Origin of the sequence: Paenibacillus sp. FSL R5-0378 (assembly GCF_038009285.1) — a bacterium.
Lineage (GTDB): Bacteria > Bacillota > Bacilli > Paenibacillales > Paenibacillaceae > Paenibacillus_AQ > Paenibacillus_AQ favisporus.
Genome location: NZ_JBBPAY010000001.1, coordinates 5,628,278 through 5,647,610, shown reverse-complemented (window position 1 = coordinate 5,647,610; position 19,333 = coordinate 5,628,278). Strand labels below are relative to the sequence as shown.

The 19,333-nt window shown below is 52.6% G+C and carries 22 protein-coding genes; 17 read left to right on the top strand and 5 right to left on the bottom strand.

The features are described from left to right. The 9 genes from MKY74_RS26190 (at nt 1) to MKY74_RS26150 (ending at nt 8,494) form a co-directional block, all read left to right on the top strand. The gene (locus MKY74_RS26190; RefSeq protein WP_076170023.1) at nt 1-858 is read left to right on the top strand and encodes a TlyA family RNA methyltransferase; all 858 of its coding nucleotides are present in this window, start codon (nt 1-3) and stop codon (nt 856-858) included. A gap of 187 nt (nt 859-1,045) precedes the next feature. Continuing rightward, nucleotides 1,046-1,528, top strand: coding sequence for a hypothetical protein (locus MKY74_RS26185; RefSeq protein ID WP_076170176.1), 483 nt, complete (start codon nt 1,046-1,048; stop codon nt 1,526-1,528). Nucleotides 1,529-1,558: 30 nt separating this feature from the next. Continuing rightward, nucleotides 1,559-2,008: a transcriptional regulator AhrC/ArgR gene (gene ahrC, locus MKY74_RS26180; protein WP_076170024.1), complete on the top strand. Its 450-nt coding sequence runs from the start codon at nt 1,559-1,561 to the stop codon at nt 2,006-2,008. Nucleotides 2,009-2,050: 42 nt separating this feature from the next. After that, nucleotides 2,051-3,787, top strand: coding sequence for a DNA repair protein RecN (recN, locus tag MKY74_RS26175; RefSeq protein ID WP_076170025.1), 1,737 nt, complete (start codon nt 2,051-2,053; stop codon nt 3,785-3,787). Between the two features lie 103 nt (nt 3,788-3,890). After that, nucleotides 3,891-5,216 carry a SpoIVB peptidase gene (spoIVB, locus tag MKY74_RS26170; RefSeq protein WP_089548090.1) on the top strand — a complete coding sequence of 442 codons (1,326 nt, stop codon included), beginning with the start codon at nt 3,891-3,893 and terminating at the stop codon, nt 5,214-5,216. A 184-nt stretch (nt 5,217-5,400) separates the two neighbouring features. Then, nucleotides 5,401-6,204, top strand: a complete 804-nt coding sequence (gene spo0A, locus MKY74_RS26165; RefSeq protein ID WP_076170026.1) for a sporulation transcription factor Spo0A — start codon at nt 5,401-5,403, stop codon at nt 6,202-6,204. A 285-nt stretch (nt 6,205-6,489) separates the two neighbouring features. Then, on the top strand, nt 6,490-7,329 hold the full coding sequence (locus tag MKY74_RS26160; protein WP_076170027.1) for a stalk domain-containing protein: 840 nt from the start codon (nt 6,490-6,492) through the stop codon (nt 7,327-7,329). A gap of 59 nt (nt 7,330-7,388) precedes the next feature. Then, entirely contained in the window at nt 7,389-8,276 is an 888-nt protein-coding gene (locus MKY74_RS26155) for a ComEC/Rec2 family competence protein (protein ID WP_076170178.1), read from the top strand. A gap of 5 nt (nt 8,277-8,281) precedes the next feature. Continuing rightward, nucleotides 8,282-8,494 carry a DUF3006 domain-containing protein gene (locus MKY74_RS26150; protein ID WP_076170028.1) on the top strand — a complete coding sequence of 71 codons (213 nt, stop codon included), beginning with the start codon at nt 8,282-8,284 and terminating at the stop codon, nt 8,492-8,494. 67 nt (nt 8,495-8,561) lie between these two features. On the opposite strand, the gene MKY74_RS26145 is transcribed toward MKY74_RS26150, so the two are convergent. Next, entirely contained in the window at nt 8,562-9,167 is a 606-nt protein-coding gene (locus MKY74_RS26145) for a thymidine kinase (RefSeq protein WP_084203876.1), read from the bottom strand. A 199-nt stretch (nt 9,168-9,366) separates the two neighbouring features. On the opposite strand from MKY74_RS26145, the gene MKY74_RS26140 reads away from it, so the two are divergent. Beyond that, complete coding sequence (locus MKY74_RS26140) at nt 9,367-9,579, top strand: hypothetical protein (RefSeq protein ID WP_076170030.1); 213 nt, start codon at nt 9,367-9,369, stop codon at nt 9,577-9,579. 105 nt (nt 9,580-9,684) lie between these two features. Further along, complete coding sequence (locus MKY74_RS26135; RefSeq protein WP_076170031.1) at nt 9,685-10,029, top strand: hypothetical protein; 345 nt, start codon at nt 9,685-9,687, stop codon at nt 10,027-10,029. Between the two features lie 49 nt (nt 10,030-10,078). On the opposite strand, the gene MKY74_RS26130 is transcribed toward MKY74_RS26135, so the two are convergent. Then, complete coding sequence (locus MKY74_RS26130) at nt 10,079-10,378, bottom strand: DUF2627 domain-containing protein (protein WP_076170032.1); 300 nt, start codon at nt 10,376-10,378, stop codon at nt 10,079-10,081. A 215-nt stretch (nt 10,379-10,593) separates the two neighbouring features. On the opposite strand from MKY74_RS26130, the gene lpdA reads away from it, so the two are divergent. The 5 genes from lpdA to lipB all read left to right on the top strand — a co-directional run bounded on the left by lpdA (nt 10,594) and on the right by lipB (nt 16,340). Then, the gene (gene lpdA, locus MKY74_RS26125; RefSeq protein WP_076170033.1) at nt 10,594-12,015 is read left to right on the top strand and encodes a dihydrolipoyl dehydrogenase; all 1,422 of its coding nucleotides are present in this window, start codon (nt 10,594-10,596) and stop codon (nt 12,013-12,015) included. Nucleotides 12,016-12,149: 134 nt separating this feature from the next. Further along, the gene (locus MKY74_RS26120) at nt 12,150-13,181 is read left to right on the top strand and encodes a thiamine pyrophosphate-dependent dehydrogenase E1 component subunit alpha (protein WP_076170034.1); all 1,032 of its coding nucleotides are present in this window, start codon (nt 12,150-12,152) and stop codon (nt 13,179-13,181) included. Continuing rightward, nucleotides 13,181-14,167, top strand: coding sequence for an alpha-ketoacid dehydrogenase subunit beta (locus MKY74_RS26115; protein ID WP_076170035.1), 987 nt, complete (start codon nt 13,181-13,183; stop codon nt 14,165-14,167). Before MKY74_RS26120 ends, MKY74_RS26115 begins: the two co-directional genes overlap by 1 nt. Nucleotides 14,168-14,193: 26 nt before the next feature. Further along, nucleotides 14,194-15,570, top strand: coding sequence for a dihydrolipoamide acetyltransferase family protein (locus MKY74_RS26110; RefSeq protein WP_076170036.1), 1,377 nt, complete (start codon nt 14,194-14,196; stop codon nt 15,568-15,570). 50 nt (nt 15,571-15,620) lie between these two features. Then, on the top strand, nt 15,621-16,340 hold the full coding sequence (gene lipB, locus MKY74_RS26105) for a lipoyl(octanoyl) transferase LipB (RefSeq protein ID WP_076170179.1): 720 nt from the start codon (nt 15,621-15,623) through the stop codon (nt 16,338-16,340). On the opposite strand, the gene prli42 is transcribed toward lipB, so the two are convergent. After that, nucleotides 16,326-16,427 (bottom strand): stressosome-associated protein Prli42, encoded by a 102-nt coding sequence (gene prli42 / locus MKY74_RS26100; RefSeq protein ID WP_076170037.1) that lies wholly within the window; start codon nt 16,425-16,427, stop codon nt 16,326-16,328. The genes lipB and prli42 overlap by 15 nt on opposite strands. 96 nt (nt 16,428-16,523) lie before the next feature. On the opposite strand from prli42, the gene MKY74_RS26095 reads away from it, so the two are divergent. After that, on the top strand, nt 16,524-17,648 hold the full coding sequence (locus tag MKY74_RS26095) for a tripeptidase T (RefSeq protein ID WP_076170038.1): 1,125 nt from the start codon (nt 16,524-16,526) through the stop codon (nt 17,646-17,648). Between the two features lie 133 nt (nt 17,649-17,781). Here MKY74_RS26095 and MKY74_RS26090 read toward each other — a convergent pair whose 3' ends face one another. Together MKY74_RS26090 and mciZ are read right to left on the bottom strand one after the other, a co-directional pair. Beyond that, complete coding sequence (locus tag MKY74_RS26090; protein WP_076170039.1) at nt 17,782-19,002, bottom strand: tetratricopeptide repeat protein; 1,221 nt, start codon at nt 19,000-19,002, stop codon at nt 17,782-17,784. Nucleotides 19,003-19,160: 158 nt separating this feature from the next. Then, nucleotides 19,161-19,313, bottom strand: a complete 153-nt coding sequence (gene mciZ / locus MKY74_RS26085) for a Z-ring formation inhibitor MciZ (RefSeq protein ID WP_076170040.1) — start codon at nt 19,311-19,313, stop codon at nt 19,161-19,163. Nucleotides 19,314-19,333: the final 20 nt, after the last annotated feature.

Here is a 19,333-nt window from a genome sequence, read left to right as displayed (position 1 = left end):
ATGAATTTGCCTAAAGAACGAATCGATGTCCTGCTCGTTGAGCAGGGCTTTTACGAGAGCAGGGAAAAAGCCAAGGCGGCGATTATGGCCGGGCTGGTCTTAGCCGCAGAAGAACCGGTCGAAAAGGCGGGAACGAAAATTCCGCGCGATACGCCGCTTAGGGTCAAGGGAGCGGTGCACCCGTATGTCAGCCGCGGCGGTTTGAAGCTGGAGAAGGCGCTCCGCACCTTCGGGATCGATCTGACCGGCAGAACGATGCTGGATATCGGGTCTTCCACAGGCGGCTTTACCGATTGCGCGCTTCAGAACGGAGCCAGCTATGTGTACGCCATTGATGTCGGGTACAATCAACTGGATTGGTCGCTGCGAAATGACGAGCGGGTATGCGTGATGGAACGGACCAACTTCCGCTACATGACGCCCGAGGATCTGAAAGGCCAGGCCCCGGATTTTGCCAGCATCGATGTATCCTTCATTTCGCTGCGCATCATCCTGCCCCCGCTGATGGCGCTCCTGAACAAACCGGCCGACGTAGCTGCGCTGATTAAGCCGCAGTTTGAAGCCGGCAGGGAGAAGGTCGGAAAGTCGGGCGTCGTCCGGGAACCTGAAGTTCACCGCGAGGTGCTGATGAACGTGCTGTCTTTTGCCGCGGAGTTAGGCTTTATTCTAAAAGGACTAACGTTTTCGCCGATTACCGGCGGTGAAGGAAATATCGAATTTCTCGCTCATTGGCATGTGCCCGCGAGCCCATCGGATACAGCAGGACAACCTGTAGCTGAAGAAGAACTGCAGGTTTTGGTTGCTGATGTAGTTGCGCAGGCACGCCATACGTTTACAGGGAACTCATCCAAGGGATGAGTTCTTTTTGTAGAGACGGTCATCATTCTGTTGAAACAAAAACTTTGGAATAACGATTGATGAGAACGTTTGTTTGGGTTATAATGAGCTTGTTTATATGCGTTTATACATTCGAAAAACGGATTTTTATACATTTAAAAAAGGGATTCTTCCGCATTTCCGCGAATACCAAGGCGAGGTGATGAGGATGGAGGGACGTGCAGACTTGCTGGTCATGGTGCTGATCGGCGTGCTCTTGATTGTTTGGATCGCGTACGGTCTGAGATCATGGCTGTTTAACCCTCTGCCTGCCCGCGTACCGGAAATGCCGATTAACGAACAGATACATGACCATCCCGCGGTAGATCTGCTGGAGGAGGCAGGCTATGAAGTGATCGGCGGCAAAATTAAGATCCCGCTGCTGTTTGAGGCGGACGGGGAGGAATATCACAGCCGCCTGTTTATCGATTATGTCGTGAGGGACGATGACGAGGTATTGTACCTTGTGAAAGTCGCCAGAAGGCGTCTGCCCCTGGAATGGACCGGATCCGGTCTGCGCGACCGTCTGCTGCCCTATTTTTTGCTGTATCCGGGCTCAGGCGGCGTGCTCTTCGTCGATGCCGACGAAGGGGAAATCCGGCGTATTCATTTTGATTGGGATGAAGAGGACTGGAATGGTTATGATGATTAAATATGAGCAACTAACATTTGGGAGGCCACTATGAAAGGACAACGCCATATCAAAATACGCGAGATTATCACGCAGCAGGAGATCGAGACCCAGGACGAGCTGGTGGAGGCTCTGCGTGAAGCGGGTTTTCAGGTGACCCAGGCAACCGTGTCAAGGGACATCAAAGAACTGCTGCTGATCAAGGTGCCGATGGATGACGGCAGGTATAAATATTCACTGCCGACGGATCAGCGCTACAATCCGGTTCAGAAGCTTAAGCGCGCGCTGGTGGACAACTTCGTGCACATCGATTACACGAACAACCTGGTCGTCATGAAGTGCCTGCCGGGAACGGCCAATGCCGTTGCCGTTCTGCTGGATAACATGGAATGGAACGAAATCATGGGAACGATCTGCGGCGATGACACGGCGCTGATCATTTGCCGGACGAATGAGGACAGCGAGCGGCTGGTCCAGATGATCAACAGCTTTATTTCATAGTACAAATTATAGATTTGCCTTAGCGGAGGTGCGCTTTTTATCATGCTTTTAACATTGAGTATCCGAAACTTGGCGGTCGTCGAATCCGTCGACGTCCATTTTCATCCCGGCTTTCACGTGCTGACCGGGGAGACCGGTGCCGGGAAATCCATCATTATCGATGCTTTGGGGCTGATTGCCGGAGGAAGAGGCTCGGCGGACTTGATCCGCTATGGCTGCGACAAGGCGGAGATTGAAGCGATGTTCGAGCTGCAGGAAGGCCATCCCGTGTGGGAAGCCTTGGCCAAGATCGGTGTCGGAGGAAGTCATGATGAGCATTTAATTATCCGCAGGGAACTGACGTCCCAGGGTAAGAGCACGTCAAGAATCAACGGGCAGCTCGTTAACTTGACGATGCTGCGGGAAGTCGGCGAGCAGCTGGTCAACATTCATGGCCAGCATGAGCATCAGAACCTGTTGCGCGCAGACAGGCATCTCAGCTTGTTGGATACTTACGGGGATACGCTGATCGGACCCATCAAACGGGAATATCAGGAACGGTATGCGGCGTTCTCCAAAGTGGAGAAGGAGCTTCGGGAGCTGATGGAATCCAGCCAGAAAGCGTATCAGATGCTCGATCTCTATCGTTTCCAGCTGGAAGAAATCTCAGCCGCTTCATTAAAATCCGGAGAAGATGAATGGCTGGGCGAAGAAAGGGTCAAGCTATCCCATAGCGAGAAAATGATGGATGCAGTATCGGGATCCTATGAGCTGCTGAACGGGCATCAGGGAATCAGCGTGATCAGCACGGCCATTTCCCGTCTGGAAGACGTTATGAAGTATGATGAGAAGGGTCTGAAGCCGGTACTTGAGCAGCTGCAGTCCGCTTTTTACCAGCTGGAGGACGCTGCCTTTCAGCTCCGGGATTACCGGGATCAGGTCGAGTTTAACCCCGAACGGCTGGAAGAGGTGGAGCAGCGTTTGGATCTCATCTCCACACTCCGACGTAAATACGGGGACAGCGTGGAGCAGATTCTGGCCTATTACGAGTCGATCCTGCAGGAAACGAGCCTGCTGGAGAACAAGGATGAGCGTCTGGAGCAGCTGAAATCCCAAAGGGAAGGACTGCTGAACGGACTGGTTGAATCCGCCCTGGAGCTAAGCGAAGCAAGACAGCAGTGCGCTGCGGATCTCGCCCGACAGGTCGAGGCCGAGCTGAAGGACCTGCACATGGAGCGAACGTCACTGGAAGTCCGTCTGGAGCGGCTTGATGATCCGCGGGGGATCGAGGTCGACGGCCGGAAGATCCGGCTCACCAGACAGGGACTTGATACCGCTGAGTTTATGATATCCCCGAACCCGGGCGAGCCGCTGCGGCCGCTCAGCAAGATCGCGTCAGGCGGTGAGTTATCCCGGATGATGCTGGCGATGAAGAGCATCTTTGCCCGCCATGACCGCATTCCGGTCCTGATCTTTGACGAAGTGGACACGGGGGTCAGCGGAAGAGCGGCACAATCCATCGCCGAGAAGCTGAACAAGCTGGCTGAGACCTGCCAGGTGTTTTCGATTACCCATCTTCCGCAAGTGGCCTGCATGGCGGATCATCAGTATTTAATCGAAAAGAATGTGGATGAAGGACGTACAATGACGCACGTGGAAGAGCTCTCGACGAAGGGCCGGGTTGAAGAATTGGCCCGCATGCTCGGCGGGGTGGAAATTACGAAGAAAACGCTCCATCATGCCCAAGAAATGCTGAAGCTGGCGGACGAGCGGAAAGCCGTCAAATCCGCACCAGAGTAATGATTGACAGTAATAAAAGCCTAGAGGCGGGGTAATCTTAAAGGTACGCAATTGGCGACCACCTTTCGTCAAGCGAAAGAAGCAAAAGGGAGCGTGACAGCCATTGAACTCCAGCCTCAGGAATAAAATGCTCGGTCTTTTCATTGTCTTCTTTCTTTGTTTTTTAGGAACAACAGAGCCGGTACAAAGCCTGGCCGCCATCCCGAATGAAATCAGGATGTTTGCGGGAACGGCACAAGCGCTCTCCATGCCGGTGACGGCCCAAGCTACCGTCGACCGTCCGGGCGTTCTGCATCTCAACGGTTCCGCCGTTACCGCCAAGGTGACTCCAGGACGTCCATTGCAGCTGACGCCGCAGCACAGCGGAATGGCGAAAGTAACCTTGAAATTATTCGGAACCATCCCTTTTAAAACCGTTCAGATCCACGTCGTTCCCGGACTCAAGGTTATACCGGGAGGACAAACCATTGGAGTGAAGGTGAAATCGGCAGGCATTTTGGTCGTTGGGCATCACCTGGTCAGCGTGGATGCCGATACAAAGGTGTCCCCTGGCGAGAATGCCGGAATCCAGCTGGGTGATTTAATGACCCACATGAATGGGGTTCCGATGGACGATGTCGCAAAAGTTGCCAAAGTAGTCGAAGAGGCGGGCAAAAGCAAGCGACCGGTCGAAATCAAATTCAAACGCGGAAACAAAGAGATGAGCACGAAGCTGTCCCCCGCCTATGACCAGGAAGACAGGGTGTGGCGATTAGGACTGTATATTCGCGACTCAGCCGCAGGTGTCGGAACGTTAACCTTCTATGCTCCCGATCAAGGCGTTTATGGGGCGCTGGGCCATGTTATTACGGATATGAACACGCAAACGCCGATTTCCGTCGGCAGCGGGGAAATTTTGCAATCCAGCGTAACCTCGATATCGAAGAGCCAAGATGGCGAACCTGGCGAGAAGAGAGCGCATTTTCTCAAGGAAAGTAAAATCCTCGGTAATATTGAGCGCAACACGCATTTCGGAATCTTCGGCAAGATGAATCAGAATCCGGAGCACAGCTTGTATAAAGAAGGCATTCCGGTAGCATTCGCCCAGGAGGTTAAAGAAGGCCCGGCCGAAATTTTGACTGTGGTGGATGGGCAGCAGGTCGAACGGTTCAAGGTCAATATTGTCCATGTGGCGAAGCAGGAATCGCCGGCCACCAAAGGACTAGTCATCCGAATTACCGATCCGCGGCTGCTGGAGAAGACCGGGGGCATCGTCCAAGGGATGAGCGGAAGCCCAATCGTGCAGGACGGCAAATTGGTCGGAGCAGTGACCCACGTGTTCGTTAACGATCCGCGGTCCGGTTACGGATGCTTCATCGAGTGGATGCTTCAGGATTCCGGAGTTCTCCCTCAATCGAAAAGTACTCAAAAAAGTCTTAAGGCCGTGTAGCCTTAAGACTTTTTGTCGTTTCATCGCGAAATAGTTAGAATAATGGATGAAAATATTAATTATAATTCAACAAGGTAAAAAAATAAACAAAAATAATTTTCGACAGAAGGAATTTAATGTTGGGTGTCGAAAACTTATCTCTGCAGAAAAATAAGGGAATACGATTCTAAGGAGGAAGCAGCCAGTGCAAAAAATAGAGGTATTGTTGGCGGATGACAACCGGGAATTCACGAATTTGCTTGCGGAATATATTACCGAGCAAGACGATATGATGGTAACGGGAATCGCCTATAATGGCGAGGAAGTGCTAAATATGATCAGTGAATCGAGAAAAATACCGGACGTATTGATTTTGGACATTATTATGCCGCATCTGGACGGATTGGGCGTTCTCGAAAGACTGCGCGAGATGAATCTGTCCCCGCAGCCTAAAATCATTATGCTGACTGCTTTCGGCCAGGAGAACATCACCCAAAGAGCGGTACAACTCGGTGCTTCATACTACATTCTTAAGCCGTTTGACATGGAGGTTCTAGCCAGCCGTATTCGTCAGCTCGTGGGGCAGCAGCATATCACGACAGGCAATATGACGGTATCAACGACCAAATCCAATGTGGTTCCGATGGCGAAAGGGAAAAACCTTGACGCCAATATTACGTCCATCATTCATGAGATCGGCGTTCCGGCCCATATCAAAGGTTACCAATATTTGCGCGAAGCGATTACGATGGTGTACAACAACATCGAAATCCTCGGTGCCATTACCAAAACGCTGTATCCGGCGATCGCCGAAAAGTTCAAAACGACGCCATCCCGGGTCGAGCGGGCGATCCGTCATGCGATTGAAGTCGCCTGGACGCGCGGCAACATCGATTCGATCAGCCATCTGTTCGGTTACACCATCAACATCAGCAAATCGAAGCCGACCAACAGCGAGTTTATCGCGATGGTGGCCGACAAGCTGCGCATTGAGCATAAGGTGTCGTGAAAGGAATAGCGTGACCCTAAAGAATACGCCATACTATGACGATGATCATAGTATGGCGTTTTTTTATTTGATGAAGATCCATCTGTTCCAGAAAAATTCCGATATCCATTATTTTCATCTTGAGAAGGGTAATAATATATAGATTGAACTAAAATTTTGCAGTTTCTTCGTTCATTCCATATAGTTACAAAGTTTTATCTGGATATCAAGCCTGATTAAAATTACACTTAAATTGTTATCAAAAATTGGAAACCTTGCTGGGCGAATACGGGAAGGAGTTTAACATTGAAAGCAAAAGGATGGATCATTGCCACCACGGCTGCGATGGTGTTGTCGGCAACGTCAATAATGGTCATGGCGAAACCGGACCCCATCAAAGTGATGCTCAACGGAACCGAGTGGGTGACGGAAGCGGCACCCGTTCACATAGATGATGAAATTATGATACCCTTGCAAACCTTCGGAAAGCTTTTTGGCAAACAAGTCACCTATGACAGCCAAAGCAACACGGTTCGAATTGATGACAAGAAACAGGTTCCCTTTGCGCAATCCGACGACCAGACGATACAGATCAGCGGAGATGCCAGCGAATCGGGAACCTATGAAAACTTAACGCTGAAGACTCAGACTTTCAGCCGTCACATCCCTGGGTACAATGTGGACAATCCAAGCTATGCTCCAATCATCGAAAGGGCCGATTTGACGGGTGACGGCAAGAAGGATATTGTTATCATTTTAACGACAGGATATGGAACCGGCGTTTATACTTCCAATCCGCTCGTGTATGCCGAAACAGCAGAACCCATACCTGTAGAGGACGCATATACGGCATTTTTAAAACAGTTCGACAGTAAAGTGACGGACAAGCAAGTCGAGCTGGATATTCGCGGCGAGCGGACGGTCATCCCTATATCCAAACTGCAGTCCGGCCCTGTAAAGCACCCGCCGGGGATCGGAAGCGTTATGACTTATACCCTTGAGGGGAATACCCTGAAAGCGACTACGGCCGTGCAGGTGTCCCCTGCCGAATTTATCGGCGATTTAACCTTAAGCTACACGTTTAAAAACGGTCTTCTTCAAGCAGGTGATGCTCAGTTCGCCTTGTACCCCGAGTACGGTTCGTGATAAGATAACGTTCTGGCAGTTATTACTAACTTGTTAAGGCTACAGCCGTGAAAGGAACGATGATGAAGACATCCAAGATAACCACTTTACTGCTGACAGGCGTCATCACGGCGTTACTGATCCTGAGCGGATGCAGTCTGGAGATCAACCCGGCACCGGAGAGCAACAGCACCCCAGCGAGCACCGGGGGGAACCTTCGAGTCGTTTTTCTTGATGTAGGGCAGGGAGCTTCTCAGCTTATTATTTCCCCTTCCGGTAAAACGATGCTGATTGATGCCGGGAACAATGACAAAGAAGAGCTGATGCTGCAATATATGGACCAATACGGCATCACCAAGCTCGACACGGTCATCGGAACTCATCCGGATGCCGACCATATCGGCGGACTGGATGCGGTCATTAACCACATTCCGGTGGGCCGAATTTATATGCCGAAAGCACAGGCCAATACGAAAACGTTTGAATCCGTTCTGCGCGCCGTAAAAAATGCCAAACTGAAGGTACAAACGGCGAAGGCTGGGATCTCTTGGGAGATGGACGATGAGGTTCATGTCGATATGCTGGCACCCCGCCGAAGTTATGAAGACTCGAATAACATGAGCGCCGTGGTGAAAATAACGTACGGTCGCACTTCTTTTCTGTTGACCGGTGACGCGGAGGCGGACAGCGAACGGGATATGGTTGACGCCGGAACGGATTTGCAGGCGGATGTTATGCTGGTGGGGCACCACGGCTCCAAGTCGTCGACCACGCTCGCATTTCTCAAACGGGTTCATCCGAAGTATGCGGTCATACAGGTGGGTGCAGACAATACATACGGCCATCCGAAAAGCGTCATTCTAAACCGGCTGAAGCAGCAGGGCGTCAAGGTATACCGTAACGATCTTCAGGGAACGATTGAAGCGGAGTCGAATGGGCAGAAGGTGACATTCCGAACGGAAAGGTGAGAACGATGACGGGATATGTCGAAGGCTTTGAAGGACCGTATTGCCGCATTGAAGTGGACGGTAACATCCAGGCCGTTCCCCGTGAACAAGTGGATCCTCAAGTGAAGGCAGGAGACGCTGTGGAACTGAAGGACGGAAAATGGGTGACCGATCCGGCTGCAACCAAACGGCGCACGGACGAAATCAAAAAGCTGATGGACGATGTTTGGGAATCATAAAAAAACTCTTCGCCGGATGATGTGCTGATCGATCTTGCTCATCATCCCGAAGAGTTTTTTTGTATGATCAGGCGCTTCCTTTGGCACTGACCTTATGCGGTGGAACAAAACAGCACCGGCAGCGCGGCTCGTAATCATCGGAATCCCCGATCATAATGACAGAGCCCAGCGGAGCGGGGTGGCCGTTGACAATCCGCTGTGTGAACACGGCTTCCGGGCTGCCGCAAACCGCACAAAAGGCGGTCAGCAGCTGGATGTCGTCGGCCATAGCCAGCAGCCCGCCTATGTAGCCGAATTCTTTTCCACGATAGTCCAGATTCAGTCCGTCCACAATGACATGCTTCCCGCTGTAAGCCAGCTCTTCCACCAGGCCCAGGATCGGCTTGCTGAAGAACTGAACCTCGTCAAAAGCGACCACATCCGCGTCAGCGGTTTCCGCCAAGATTTTGGCGGTAATGTCAGCGGTCAACTGCCGCGGAATGGAGATGGCTGGCAGCCGGTATCCGATCCGGCTTACGATTTCGTCCTTCGCGTAGCGCTGATCCTCCTCGGGCTTGTAAGCCACCAGCTTTTTCCGTCCGTATTGGATCAGTTTTTGGCACCGGCGGATAAGTTCACCCGATTTTTCGCTAAACATGGGTCCCGTAATTACGGTAATCCGTCCTTTATTCACGTTCAGCCTGCTCCTTTCCCGTTAGCATAACCCGTTCATGTTCTATATGATGACAAAACACGAAAAATTGCGACTTTTATAGAGTACCACAATTAAAACGGACATGGCTACAAAAATAACCGAAAGTGGCGTGCAGGCGTTTGGCCGTGGTATGGTTAATAGAAGAAGGATCGAATGAGCATTTGGAGGAGAAGGCATCATGCAGGAAAAAATAGAAGCTTATAAAGCAAGGATCGCTGAACTGACAGCAGAGCTCGGCAAGGATCCGCAAGTGGAAGATCTGGTAAGCAGTCTGCTTGCGGACCTCGAAGAAGCGGTTCAGCAAAACCATAAACTGCGGCTCACGCTGCTGAAGTCTTCATCGAAGGAATCACGGATGTCCACCAAGCTGAGAGAGGCGCTGTACGAATAATTTATCCGGTCCGGTTCATGTCTAGTCGCTTGCTGCAGCTTTTGCGGCAAATTGGGATACACCAATTCACACGATCCGCTATATCCTAAAGTGAGCAGGAATACATTGAAGCGGGGTGATTGGGTGAACCGGTCCACGGATAACAAGAAACGGCGCAAGCCGGCAAAACCGGTTGTAAAGTATGCCAAAGCCGGCGTGCCCCCGCCGAAATTGAGCCCGCAGCAAATCGCCATCATTGCGGGATTACTGAACAATTTCTTTGTGGTCGAATCTGTGCTTTACAACCGCGATAACGAGCTGAAGGTCGTCTTAACGAGCAGAACGCTGACGAATCTTCCGGTGCTGGGGAATCCGGAGTACGGATTGGTGAAGGAGGACATCGTTCTTGACATTATCGCCAGCGAAACCGATCAAGATTCGGACCAACAACAAAACCCCGTTCTGAGATAAATCTGCAGTCCGGGGTTCTTTGTTCGATTCCTGGTCTGGGAATCCGGCATTATGAAGATTGTACGGGCGGTTTGGGCTTGCGCTTCTCCTTGAAACGCGGCCCTACATAGTTTCGTTTGCGGTCCCGGAACAGAATCCAGCCGCCGAGAAAGCTCATCCCTGCCACGAACAGGAGCAGGCCGAGCACAAAATGTCCCCACGCAAACGACGGATGGGCGACGCTCGCATCGCCGTGGAGCGAATAATATTCGAATACCGCATCTTTCATAAACAAAAATCCGGTCATTGCCGCCAGTCCCGGAATGACGAGGATCAGGATGGCGATAAAGCGGGAAATAATCAGTTTCATGAAAAATCCCTTCCTGTTGGCCTGTTTTAGTCCACTATATCATAACTCGTCCGGCGAATCTTTGTCTATTTCCGGACATGTGATAACATTTTGTAATGCGGTGAAAACCGAGTACAATATAAAAGCGATGGAGTGCTTCTTACTCCGGGCACAACTTGTCATAAGTTATGCGCCAAATGGTTTCAATATAAACATGTTAAGATGGGGGATGGACAATGACTATATCATGTGACGTAGCCGTTCTGGGCGGCGGTACCGGCGGTTATGTGGCTGCAATCCGCGCAGCTCAGCTGGGCAAGGAAGTCGTTATTATCGAAGCGGACAAGCTGGGAGGAACATGCCTGCACCGCGGCTGTATTCCAAGTAAGTCTTTGCTGCGGAGCGCGGAAGTATACGCAGAGATTAAAGAAAGCGAGAGCTACGGCATCGAAACAGCAGGGGCCGCACTCCAATTTCCCAAGGTTCAGGCGCGGAAGGAAGCGATCGTAGATCAGCTGCACCAAGGGGTTCAATACCTGATGCGTAAAAATAAAATTCAGGTGGTTCATGGAAAAGGGCGGGTCATCGGTCCTTCCATTTTTTCGCCGAAAAGCGGTGCCGTTGCTGTGGAGCTTGCGGATGGGGAGATGGAGACGGTGGTTCCGACGCATTTGATTATCGCCACAGGCTCCCGTCCAAGAGTGCTGCCAGGACTTGAACCCAACGGAATACATATTTTGACCAGCGACGAGGCACTACAAATGGAGGAGCTTCCGAAGTCCATCATCATCGTTGGCGGCGGCGTGATCGGTGTCGAATGGGCTTCGATGCTGAACGATTTCGGCGTAGAGGTTACCGTTGTGGAGGCGGCAGGCCAGCTGCTGCCCGCAGAAGATGAAGAGGTGGCCCGTGAGCTTCAGAAGTCGTTTTCGCGCCGGGGCATCAAAATTATTACCGGGGCCCAGCTGCAGACGGAGACATACGAAGCAGCGGATCATCAGGTGCAGATCGATGTGCGTGTTGGGGACAAAACCGAACGGCTTCAAGCGGACAAGCTGCTTGTGTCGATTGGCCGCCAGGCGAATGTGGAGAACATCGGTCTGGAGAACACGGATGTCCGGGTGGAGCGCGGTTTTATAGCTGTCAATAAACATTATCAAACCGGCGAATCCCATATTTATGCCATCGGCGACGTCATTGGCGGGCTGCAGCTCGCGCATGCGGCAAGCCATGAAGGAATTGCGGCCGTCAACCATTTGGCAGGAGAAGAAGTTCACCCGGGGGATGCGGATCTGATTCCAAGGTGCGTGTACACAAGACCCGAAGTGGCCAGTGTCGGCATCACCGAGAAGGAAGCCCGCAGCCGCGGATTCGAGGTTAAGGTCGGCAAGTTCCCGTTCCAGGCCATCGGGAAGGCATTGGTACAGGGGAGCAAGGAAGGATTCGTAAAAGTAGTAGCTGATCCTAAGACAAACGACATTTTAGGCGTTCAAATGATCGGAGCCCATGCGACCGACCTGATCAGCGAGGCGGCATTGGCCCAATTTTTGAATGCAACCCCTTGGGAGATCGGGCAGATGGTGCATCCGCATCCGACGCTCTCGGAAATTTTGGGCGAGGCGATGCTGGCAGTAGACGGTAAATCCATCGGAATGTAAGACCAAAATTTAGAATCGGTTCTTTTCTTTTCGCCGCGGTTATGATTATAATAGGGTTAAGCCAAGTCTTAGTACCAGGTTTTAATAGTAGATCAGGGACAGACTGCAGGCTCTAAAATAAGGAGGTACCTCCCATGAATGATCAGGGTACTGTTCACACGCCACATGAGCATGAGCAGCTTGGACTCACCAATGGCCAAGTCATCGACATGTACAGATATATGCTGCTCGGGCGCAAATTTGACGAGCGTAACCTGCTGCTGCAGCGGGCTGGCAAGATTAACTTTCACGTATCGGGAATCGGTCAGGAAGCGGCCCAGGCCGCCGCGGCGTTTGCGCTGGATCGGGAAAAGGATTACTTTTTGCCTTATTATCGCGACTATTCATTTGTGTTATCGGTAGGAATGACTCCGTACGAACTGATGCTGTCGGCCTTTGCGAAGGCTGACGATCCGAACAGCGGCGGGCGGCAAATGCCTGGACACTTTGGCAGCAAGCGGCTGCGGATCGTAACGGGCTCAAGCCCCGTCACGACCCAAGTGCCCCACGCCGTAGGCGTAGCCTTGTCCGCCAAGATGAGGAAACAGGATTTCGTTTCGTTTGTCACTTTTGGCGAAGGCTCGAGCAATCAGGGGGACTTCCACGAGGGAGCCAACTTTGCGGGCGTTCATAAGCTGCCTGTGATTTTTATGTGCGAAAACAACCAGTATGCCATTTCGGTACCGCTTCATAAGCAGATCAGCGGCAAAGTCAGCGACCGTGCGCTTGGCTATGGGTTTCCGGGCATCCGGGTGGACGGCAACGATGCGCTTGCGGTATACAAAGCCGTGAAGGAAGCGCGTGAACGTGCTGTCCGCGGTGAAGGACCTACGCTGATCGAAGCCATGATGTACCGCTTGTCTCCGCACTCCACCTCGGATAACGACTTGGCATACCGTACGAAAGAAGAAGTGGATGAGAACTGGAAAAAAGACGGCATTGTCCGTTTTAAACAATATTTGATCAGCTGCGGCATTTGGGATGAAGAAAAGGATGCGGACTTACAAGCGCAGTTGGCTCTTGAGATCAAGGAAGCAACCGAATCGGCCGACAATGCTCCGTTCCCGAAACCCGAGGATACGCTGAAGCATGTGTATGCGGGCGATAGCGAAGAGGGGGTATACTAATGGCCGAAATGGAATATATCGATGCGATTCGTCTGGCAATGAAAGAAGAAATGGAAAAAGACGAAAACGTGTTTGTCCTCGGTGAGGATGTCGGCGTTAAAGGCGGCGTGTTCACGACGACCAAAGGCCTGCAGGACCAGTTCGGCGAGGAGCGGGTCATCGACACGCCGCTGGCGGAATCCGCCATCGCCGGCGTTGCGATCGGCGCGGCCATGGTCGGCATGAAGCCGATCGCGGAAATGCAGTACTCCGACTTCATGCTGCCGGCAACGAACCAAATTATTAGTGAAGCCGCGAAAATCCGCTATCGTTCCAACAACGACTGGAGCTGTCCGGTCGTCGTTCGCGCGCCGATCGGCGGAGGCATTTTCGGGGGATTATACCATTCCCAATGCCCGGAATCGATCTTCTTCGGCACCCCCGGTTTGAAAATCGTAGCGCCTTTTACCGCCTATGACGCGAAAGGACTGCTGAAAGCTGCGATCAACGATCCGGACCCGGTGCTGTTTTTTGAAAATAAAAAATGCTACCGCATGATCAAAGGCGACGTGCCTTTGGACGACTATACTGTACCGATCGGCAAAGCTAACGTGCTGCGCGAGGGGACCGACATCACGGTCATCGGCTACAGCATGCCGCTGCACTTCTGCCTTCAAGCCGCCGAAGAGCTGGAGAAAGAAGAAGGCATTTCGGCCCATATTCTGGATCTGCGATCCCTGCAGCCGCTGGACCGTGACGCCATCATTGAGGCGGTCCGCAAAACCGGCAAGGTGCTGATCGTACACGAAGACAACAAAACGGGCGGTGTGGGCGCCGAAGTGTCCGCCATTATTTCGGAAGAATGCCTGTTCGACCTCGATGCGCCGATCAAGCGGCTGTGCGGTCCGGACGTACCGGCCATGCCGATCAGTCCGCCGATGGAGAAGTTCTTTATGCTCAGCAAGGAAAAGGTCAAGCAAGCCATGCACGAACTGGCGGTTTATTGAGAATTGCCGAGTGAAGGAGTGAAAATATGTCAAATCAAAAGTTTACCGATATGGTGATGCCGCAGCTGGCAGAATCGCTCGTGTCAGCCACCATCGCCAAATGGCTGAAGCAGCCTGGCGATAAGGTGGAACAGTATGAGCCGATCTGTGAGGTCATCACCGATAAGGTCAACGCGGAAATCCCGTCCACGGTGGACGGGATTATGGGAGAATGGGTCGCCGAGGAAGGCCAGACCGTCGCCGTCGGCGAGGTCATCTGCCGCATTGCGGCGGCAGGCGCCGCGGGGGCTCCGGCGGAGGAACGGCCCCAGGCGGAGCCGCGTACTACACCGGCCCCAGTTCAGGCTGAAGCCCCTGGAGACCAGTCGATGCGCGGCCGGTATTCTCCAGCGGTGCAAAGCCTTGCAGCCGAGCATGGCGTGAACCTGAGCGCCGTCCAAGGAACGGGCATGGGCGGACGGATTACCCGTAAGGATGTCCTTGCTTATATCGAAAACGGCGGTGCGGCAGCGGAAACCGGCCGGGCTGAGGAAGCTCCTGCGAAGAGAGAGGTTCATTCTCCGTTCGAAGGGCTGCCGCATGCCAATCCTGCGGTCCGTCCGGAGCAGTACATCCCGGTTCCGCCAGCATCCAGCCGGCAGTCAGGTCTGCATATGACCGAATCGCCGCGTATTCCGGCCGTGGAACTCGAGGACCAGAACGGGCGCGCCGAGACGATGATCGACGTCACCCCGATCCGCAACGCCATTGCGACGAACATGCGCCAAAGTGTGTCGGAAATTCCGCATGCCTGGACGATGATCGAGGTCGACGTGACCAACCTGGTGCTGCTGCGCAACAAATTGAAGGATGAATTTAAGCGCAGAGAGGGCTATAATTTAACCTATCTGGCGTTTCTTCTGAAGGCTGTGGTCAATGCGATCAAGGATTACCCGATCATGAACTCGGTCTGGGCGGTCAACAAGATCATTGTGAAACGGGACATCAACATTTCCCTCGCCGTCGGGACGGAAGACTCGGTTATGACACCGGTTATTCAACGGGCCGATCAGAAAAACATTGCCGGTCTCGCCCGTGAAATCGAAGAACTGGCAACCAAAACGCGGCAGGGCAAGCTCAAGCTGGAGGATATGCAGGGCGGCACCTTTACGGTGAATAATACCGGATCGTTCGGTTCGATCCTGTCTTACCCGATTATTAACTATCCGCAGGCAGCCATCCTGACCTTCGAATCGATTGTGAAGCGGCCTGTCGTGATCAACGACATGATCGCCGTCCGTTCGATGGCGAATATCTGCCTGTCGCTGGACCACCGGATTTTGGACGGAGTCATCTGCGGACGCTTCCTGCAGCGCGTGAAGGAAAACGTGGAGGGCTATACGCTGGATACCAAAGTTTACTAATGAAAAGTCTACGAAAGCTTGGTCATCATCTGAAAGGGCGTGAAGCAGTCATGACAACCAAACTTGAAGTATCCTATACGCCGATGATGGATTATGGTGCGGCCTGGGATTTGCAGAAAAGCATCGTCAGCCGCATAGACCTTGGAGAGCAGCAGGAAACCCTGCTGCTCTTGCAGCATCCACCGACGTATACGATCGGATCGCAGCGGCACCCGGAGCATCTCTTGCTCAGCAAGGAACAGCTGGAGCAGCAGGGCATCGGGCTGTTTGAAATCGACCGCGGCGGCGACATCACTTACCACGGTCCGGGGCAGCTGGTCGGGTATCCGCTGCTGCTGCTGGCGGGCAAGGAAGGACTGGATCTGCACGGCTATTTGCGCAATCTGGAGCAGGTCATCATCAATTACCTTGCGCATTACGGGATCGAGGCAGGCCGCAAGCCCGAATATACGGGGGTCTGGGTAGGCGATCTGAAAATTTGCGCGATCGGGGTCAAATTCAACAAGTGCAAACACCAAAGAGGGTTCGTGACCAGCCACGGGTTTGCCTTCAACATAACGTCCGGCATTCAAAACGAAGGCTTTCAGGGAATTATACCGTGCGGAATTCAGGAGTATGGCGTCACGTCGCTTGAGGACTGCATTGGAAAGCCGATCGCGGTCGAGCAGGTGGCGGAGGAGATTGTTCCGTTCTTTTCCGAGGTATTCGGATTTGAGGCCGTTTCAGCCCAACGGGCAGAGGAAAGCCCGCTGAAATCAGCGGGCCATTAAGGACTCGACGAGCCCAAACACGACGGATCCGACCATGGCAATGAGCATGAGGTATACAAAAACGCGAAACCATTTTTTTCGTTGCATAAATAGCTCCTTTATTCATCTTTAATGAAGGCTCGATGTCGAGCCGGGACAACCTATGTACTATTGTAACTTAACGCCGAAGGAGAGGAAAGTCCATTGATTAAACAAGACCGTTTGATACAGGAGTTTATGGAATTGGTTCAGGTGGACAGCGAAACAGGCCATGAAGCGGAGATCGCCGCGCTGCTCAAGCAGAAATTTACGCAGCTTGGATTGGAAGTTGTTGAAGACGACTCCCAGGCTAAAACCGGACATGGCGCCGGCAACCTGATCGTGACCTGGAAGGGGGAAGGCGGCGCGGAAGCCCCGAAGCTATTGTTCACCTGCCATATGGATACCGTAGCCCCAGGTAAAGGAATCAGGCCAATCCTGGGAGAAGACGGTTGGATCCGCAGTGACGGGACGACGATTCTGGGGTCGGACGATAAAGCGGGCCTGGCGGTGCTGCTTGAGACGATCCGCGTTATCCAGGAGCAGCAGCTTCCCCATGGACAGATCCAATTCGTAATTACCGTAGGTGAGGAGTCCGGACTGCTGGGAGCACGTTCGATGGATCCGCAGCATTTGGATGCCGAGCTTGGATTTGCTCTCGATTCCAATGGAGAGGTCGGATCGATTGCCGTTGCGGCACCAACCCAGGCTAAAATCCAAATGAAGATTTTTGGCAAATCGGCGCATGCCGGCGTGAATCCGGAAGACGGAATCAGCGCCATTCAGGTCGCCTCCAAAGCGGTATCGCGAATGAAGCTGGGCCGTCTCGACCAGGAGACGACAGCCAACATCGGTAAATTTTCCGGCGGTGGAGCGACCAATGTCGTGTGCGATTTTGTCCAGCTCGATGCGGAAGCGCGCAGCATCGTTCAGGAAAAGGTCGATCAGCAGATCGCCCACATGCGGGAAGCGCTCGAAACGACCGTCCGCGAGTTCGGCGCCCAGTGTGAGTTCCGGAGCGAAATCGTGTATCCCGCTTTTAATTTCAACGAAAACGATCCTGTGGTGAGCCTGGCCAAACGTGCCATTGAGTGCCTTGGACTGAGCGGAAGAGTGTTCCGTTCGGGCGGCGGCAGCGATGCCAACATTTTCAACGGGCTTGGAGTTCCTACGGTGAATCTGGCCATCGGCTATGAGGACATACATACGACGAAGGAACGGATCCGCGCGGAGGATATGGTCAAAGCGGCTGAAATGGTGCTCAGCATCATTCAGGAAACCGTCAAATAGAGCTTTAACCCGATACAGCAGAATAAACCTGCACAAACAGGCTGTTCCATGCATGCGGCAAACCGCGCTGGAACAGCTTTTTTGCTGGGTTCATCCTTCTTTACGGGCCAACAACAACGGGTAGGCTCACAAGTTAGTGAACATAACGCCGGCGATCCGCGGCAGGATGATTTCTGCGCTGTGCCGGGGTCCATACCGTATGCCAGCTGGTGGATTGGATAATTTGCAGGGCCAGGGTGATATTCGTCAAATATTCGTCAATTTGAAAATACAGATCACTTCCGATCACTTGACGTTCCTGTCTGTGATCCAAAGAGGTACGGGTCTCCTCCAGGAAGCAGGAGGCTGCCGCAAACCGTGCCAAGGAGTGGGACGGATCCGTTGCATAAATCGACTCGAACAGCTGCGCTGCTTTGGCGAAGTCACCTTGATCGTACAGCATTTCAGCAGCGATAAAGCAAAGATCGAGCGAGCTCTGGCTTCTGTCGTGCGTCGGAATTCCCTCCAGTTTGTTCAGGAGCGTTTTAGCCTGTCCCACATAGCCCTCCCGGTAAAGGGTATAAATCAATTCGCTGGATTCATGGAACGAGGGTTCGGGCTGAAGGGACATCCCAATGTCCACTATGCCGAGCACGATCGCGGACTTGGCTGTTTCCAGCCGGTTAAACCTGGACAATTCAGGCAATCCCCGGCCCTCCTGAAGCGCACGGCAGCACAAATACGCCGCATGGGATGCGGTAACAGAATGGGAAGCTGATTTGACCACGACCTTGTCCGGATCCATCGTGCGCTGCGTCAGCCGCGCTTGCGCTTCCTTGAATTGATGGGTGTGAATAAGGCACAAAATATAAACGAGTTGAAGAGATTCATTGAACCGTACGTCATTCGTATAACGGCTTAGGATGCCAAAGGCTTCCTCGTAAGCGCCCAAATCCGCCAGCGTTTGGCCGACCTGCAGTTCGGTCGTGTCTGAGAGCGGGACCATTTCCAGAAGACGTCGGCATATTTCCGCATCTGTTTTTCCTGCGTCGTAGAGCAGTGCTCCCCATTCCGCGAGCGTTTTCCGATGATGCTGTCCGAGATTGATCGCCCGGCGGAAAGCTTCTTCGGCATCTTCGGTACGGCTGCATGCATATAAGAGCCTTCCGTACTCGAGCCATCCCTGCGCTTCGTCAAAGCTTTCAGCATGGGGCAAACTTCTGGAGTCATCATGTGCATGCGTCAGAGCCGTCCGAATGTGCGTCATCGCCTCACTGTTGTGTCCGCGCGATTTATACCATAATCCCAGCTTAAAATGCAGGGACGGGGAATTCGGGTAGGCTTGCAGCAGCGTCATCAATTCATCTTTGGTCATAATTGTACCCTCCAATATATAGAACAACCTGGTGAGTGAATAGTTGGTCGGAATGCTAAAAAAATGTTTAAAAAATTAAATCGCTTATCGTTTTCAGATCATATCCGAAAAACCTGGAGATTTCGGGAGATATTAAAGGACAAAGATTCATCCGTCCCTTAATGATCCCGCCGGGAGGACGCGAGCGATTGCAAAATATGCTGCAGCGGCGTGTCAGGGTTCCATTCCTTCTGCAATTGGCGGAGCATGATTTTAATCTGCCAGGCTCGTCCTACCATATGGACCGAGTTCGCTGTACGGTAACTTTTCATGAAGGGATCCCTCTTTCCTT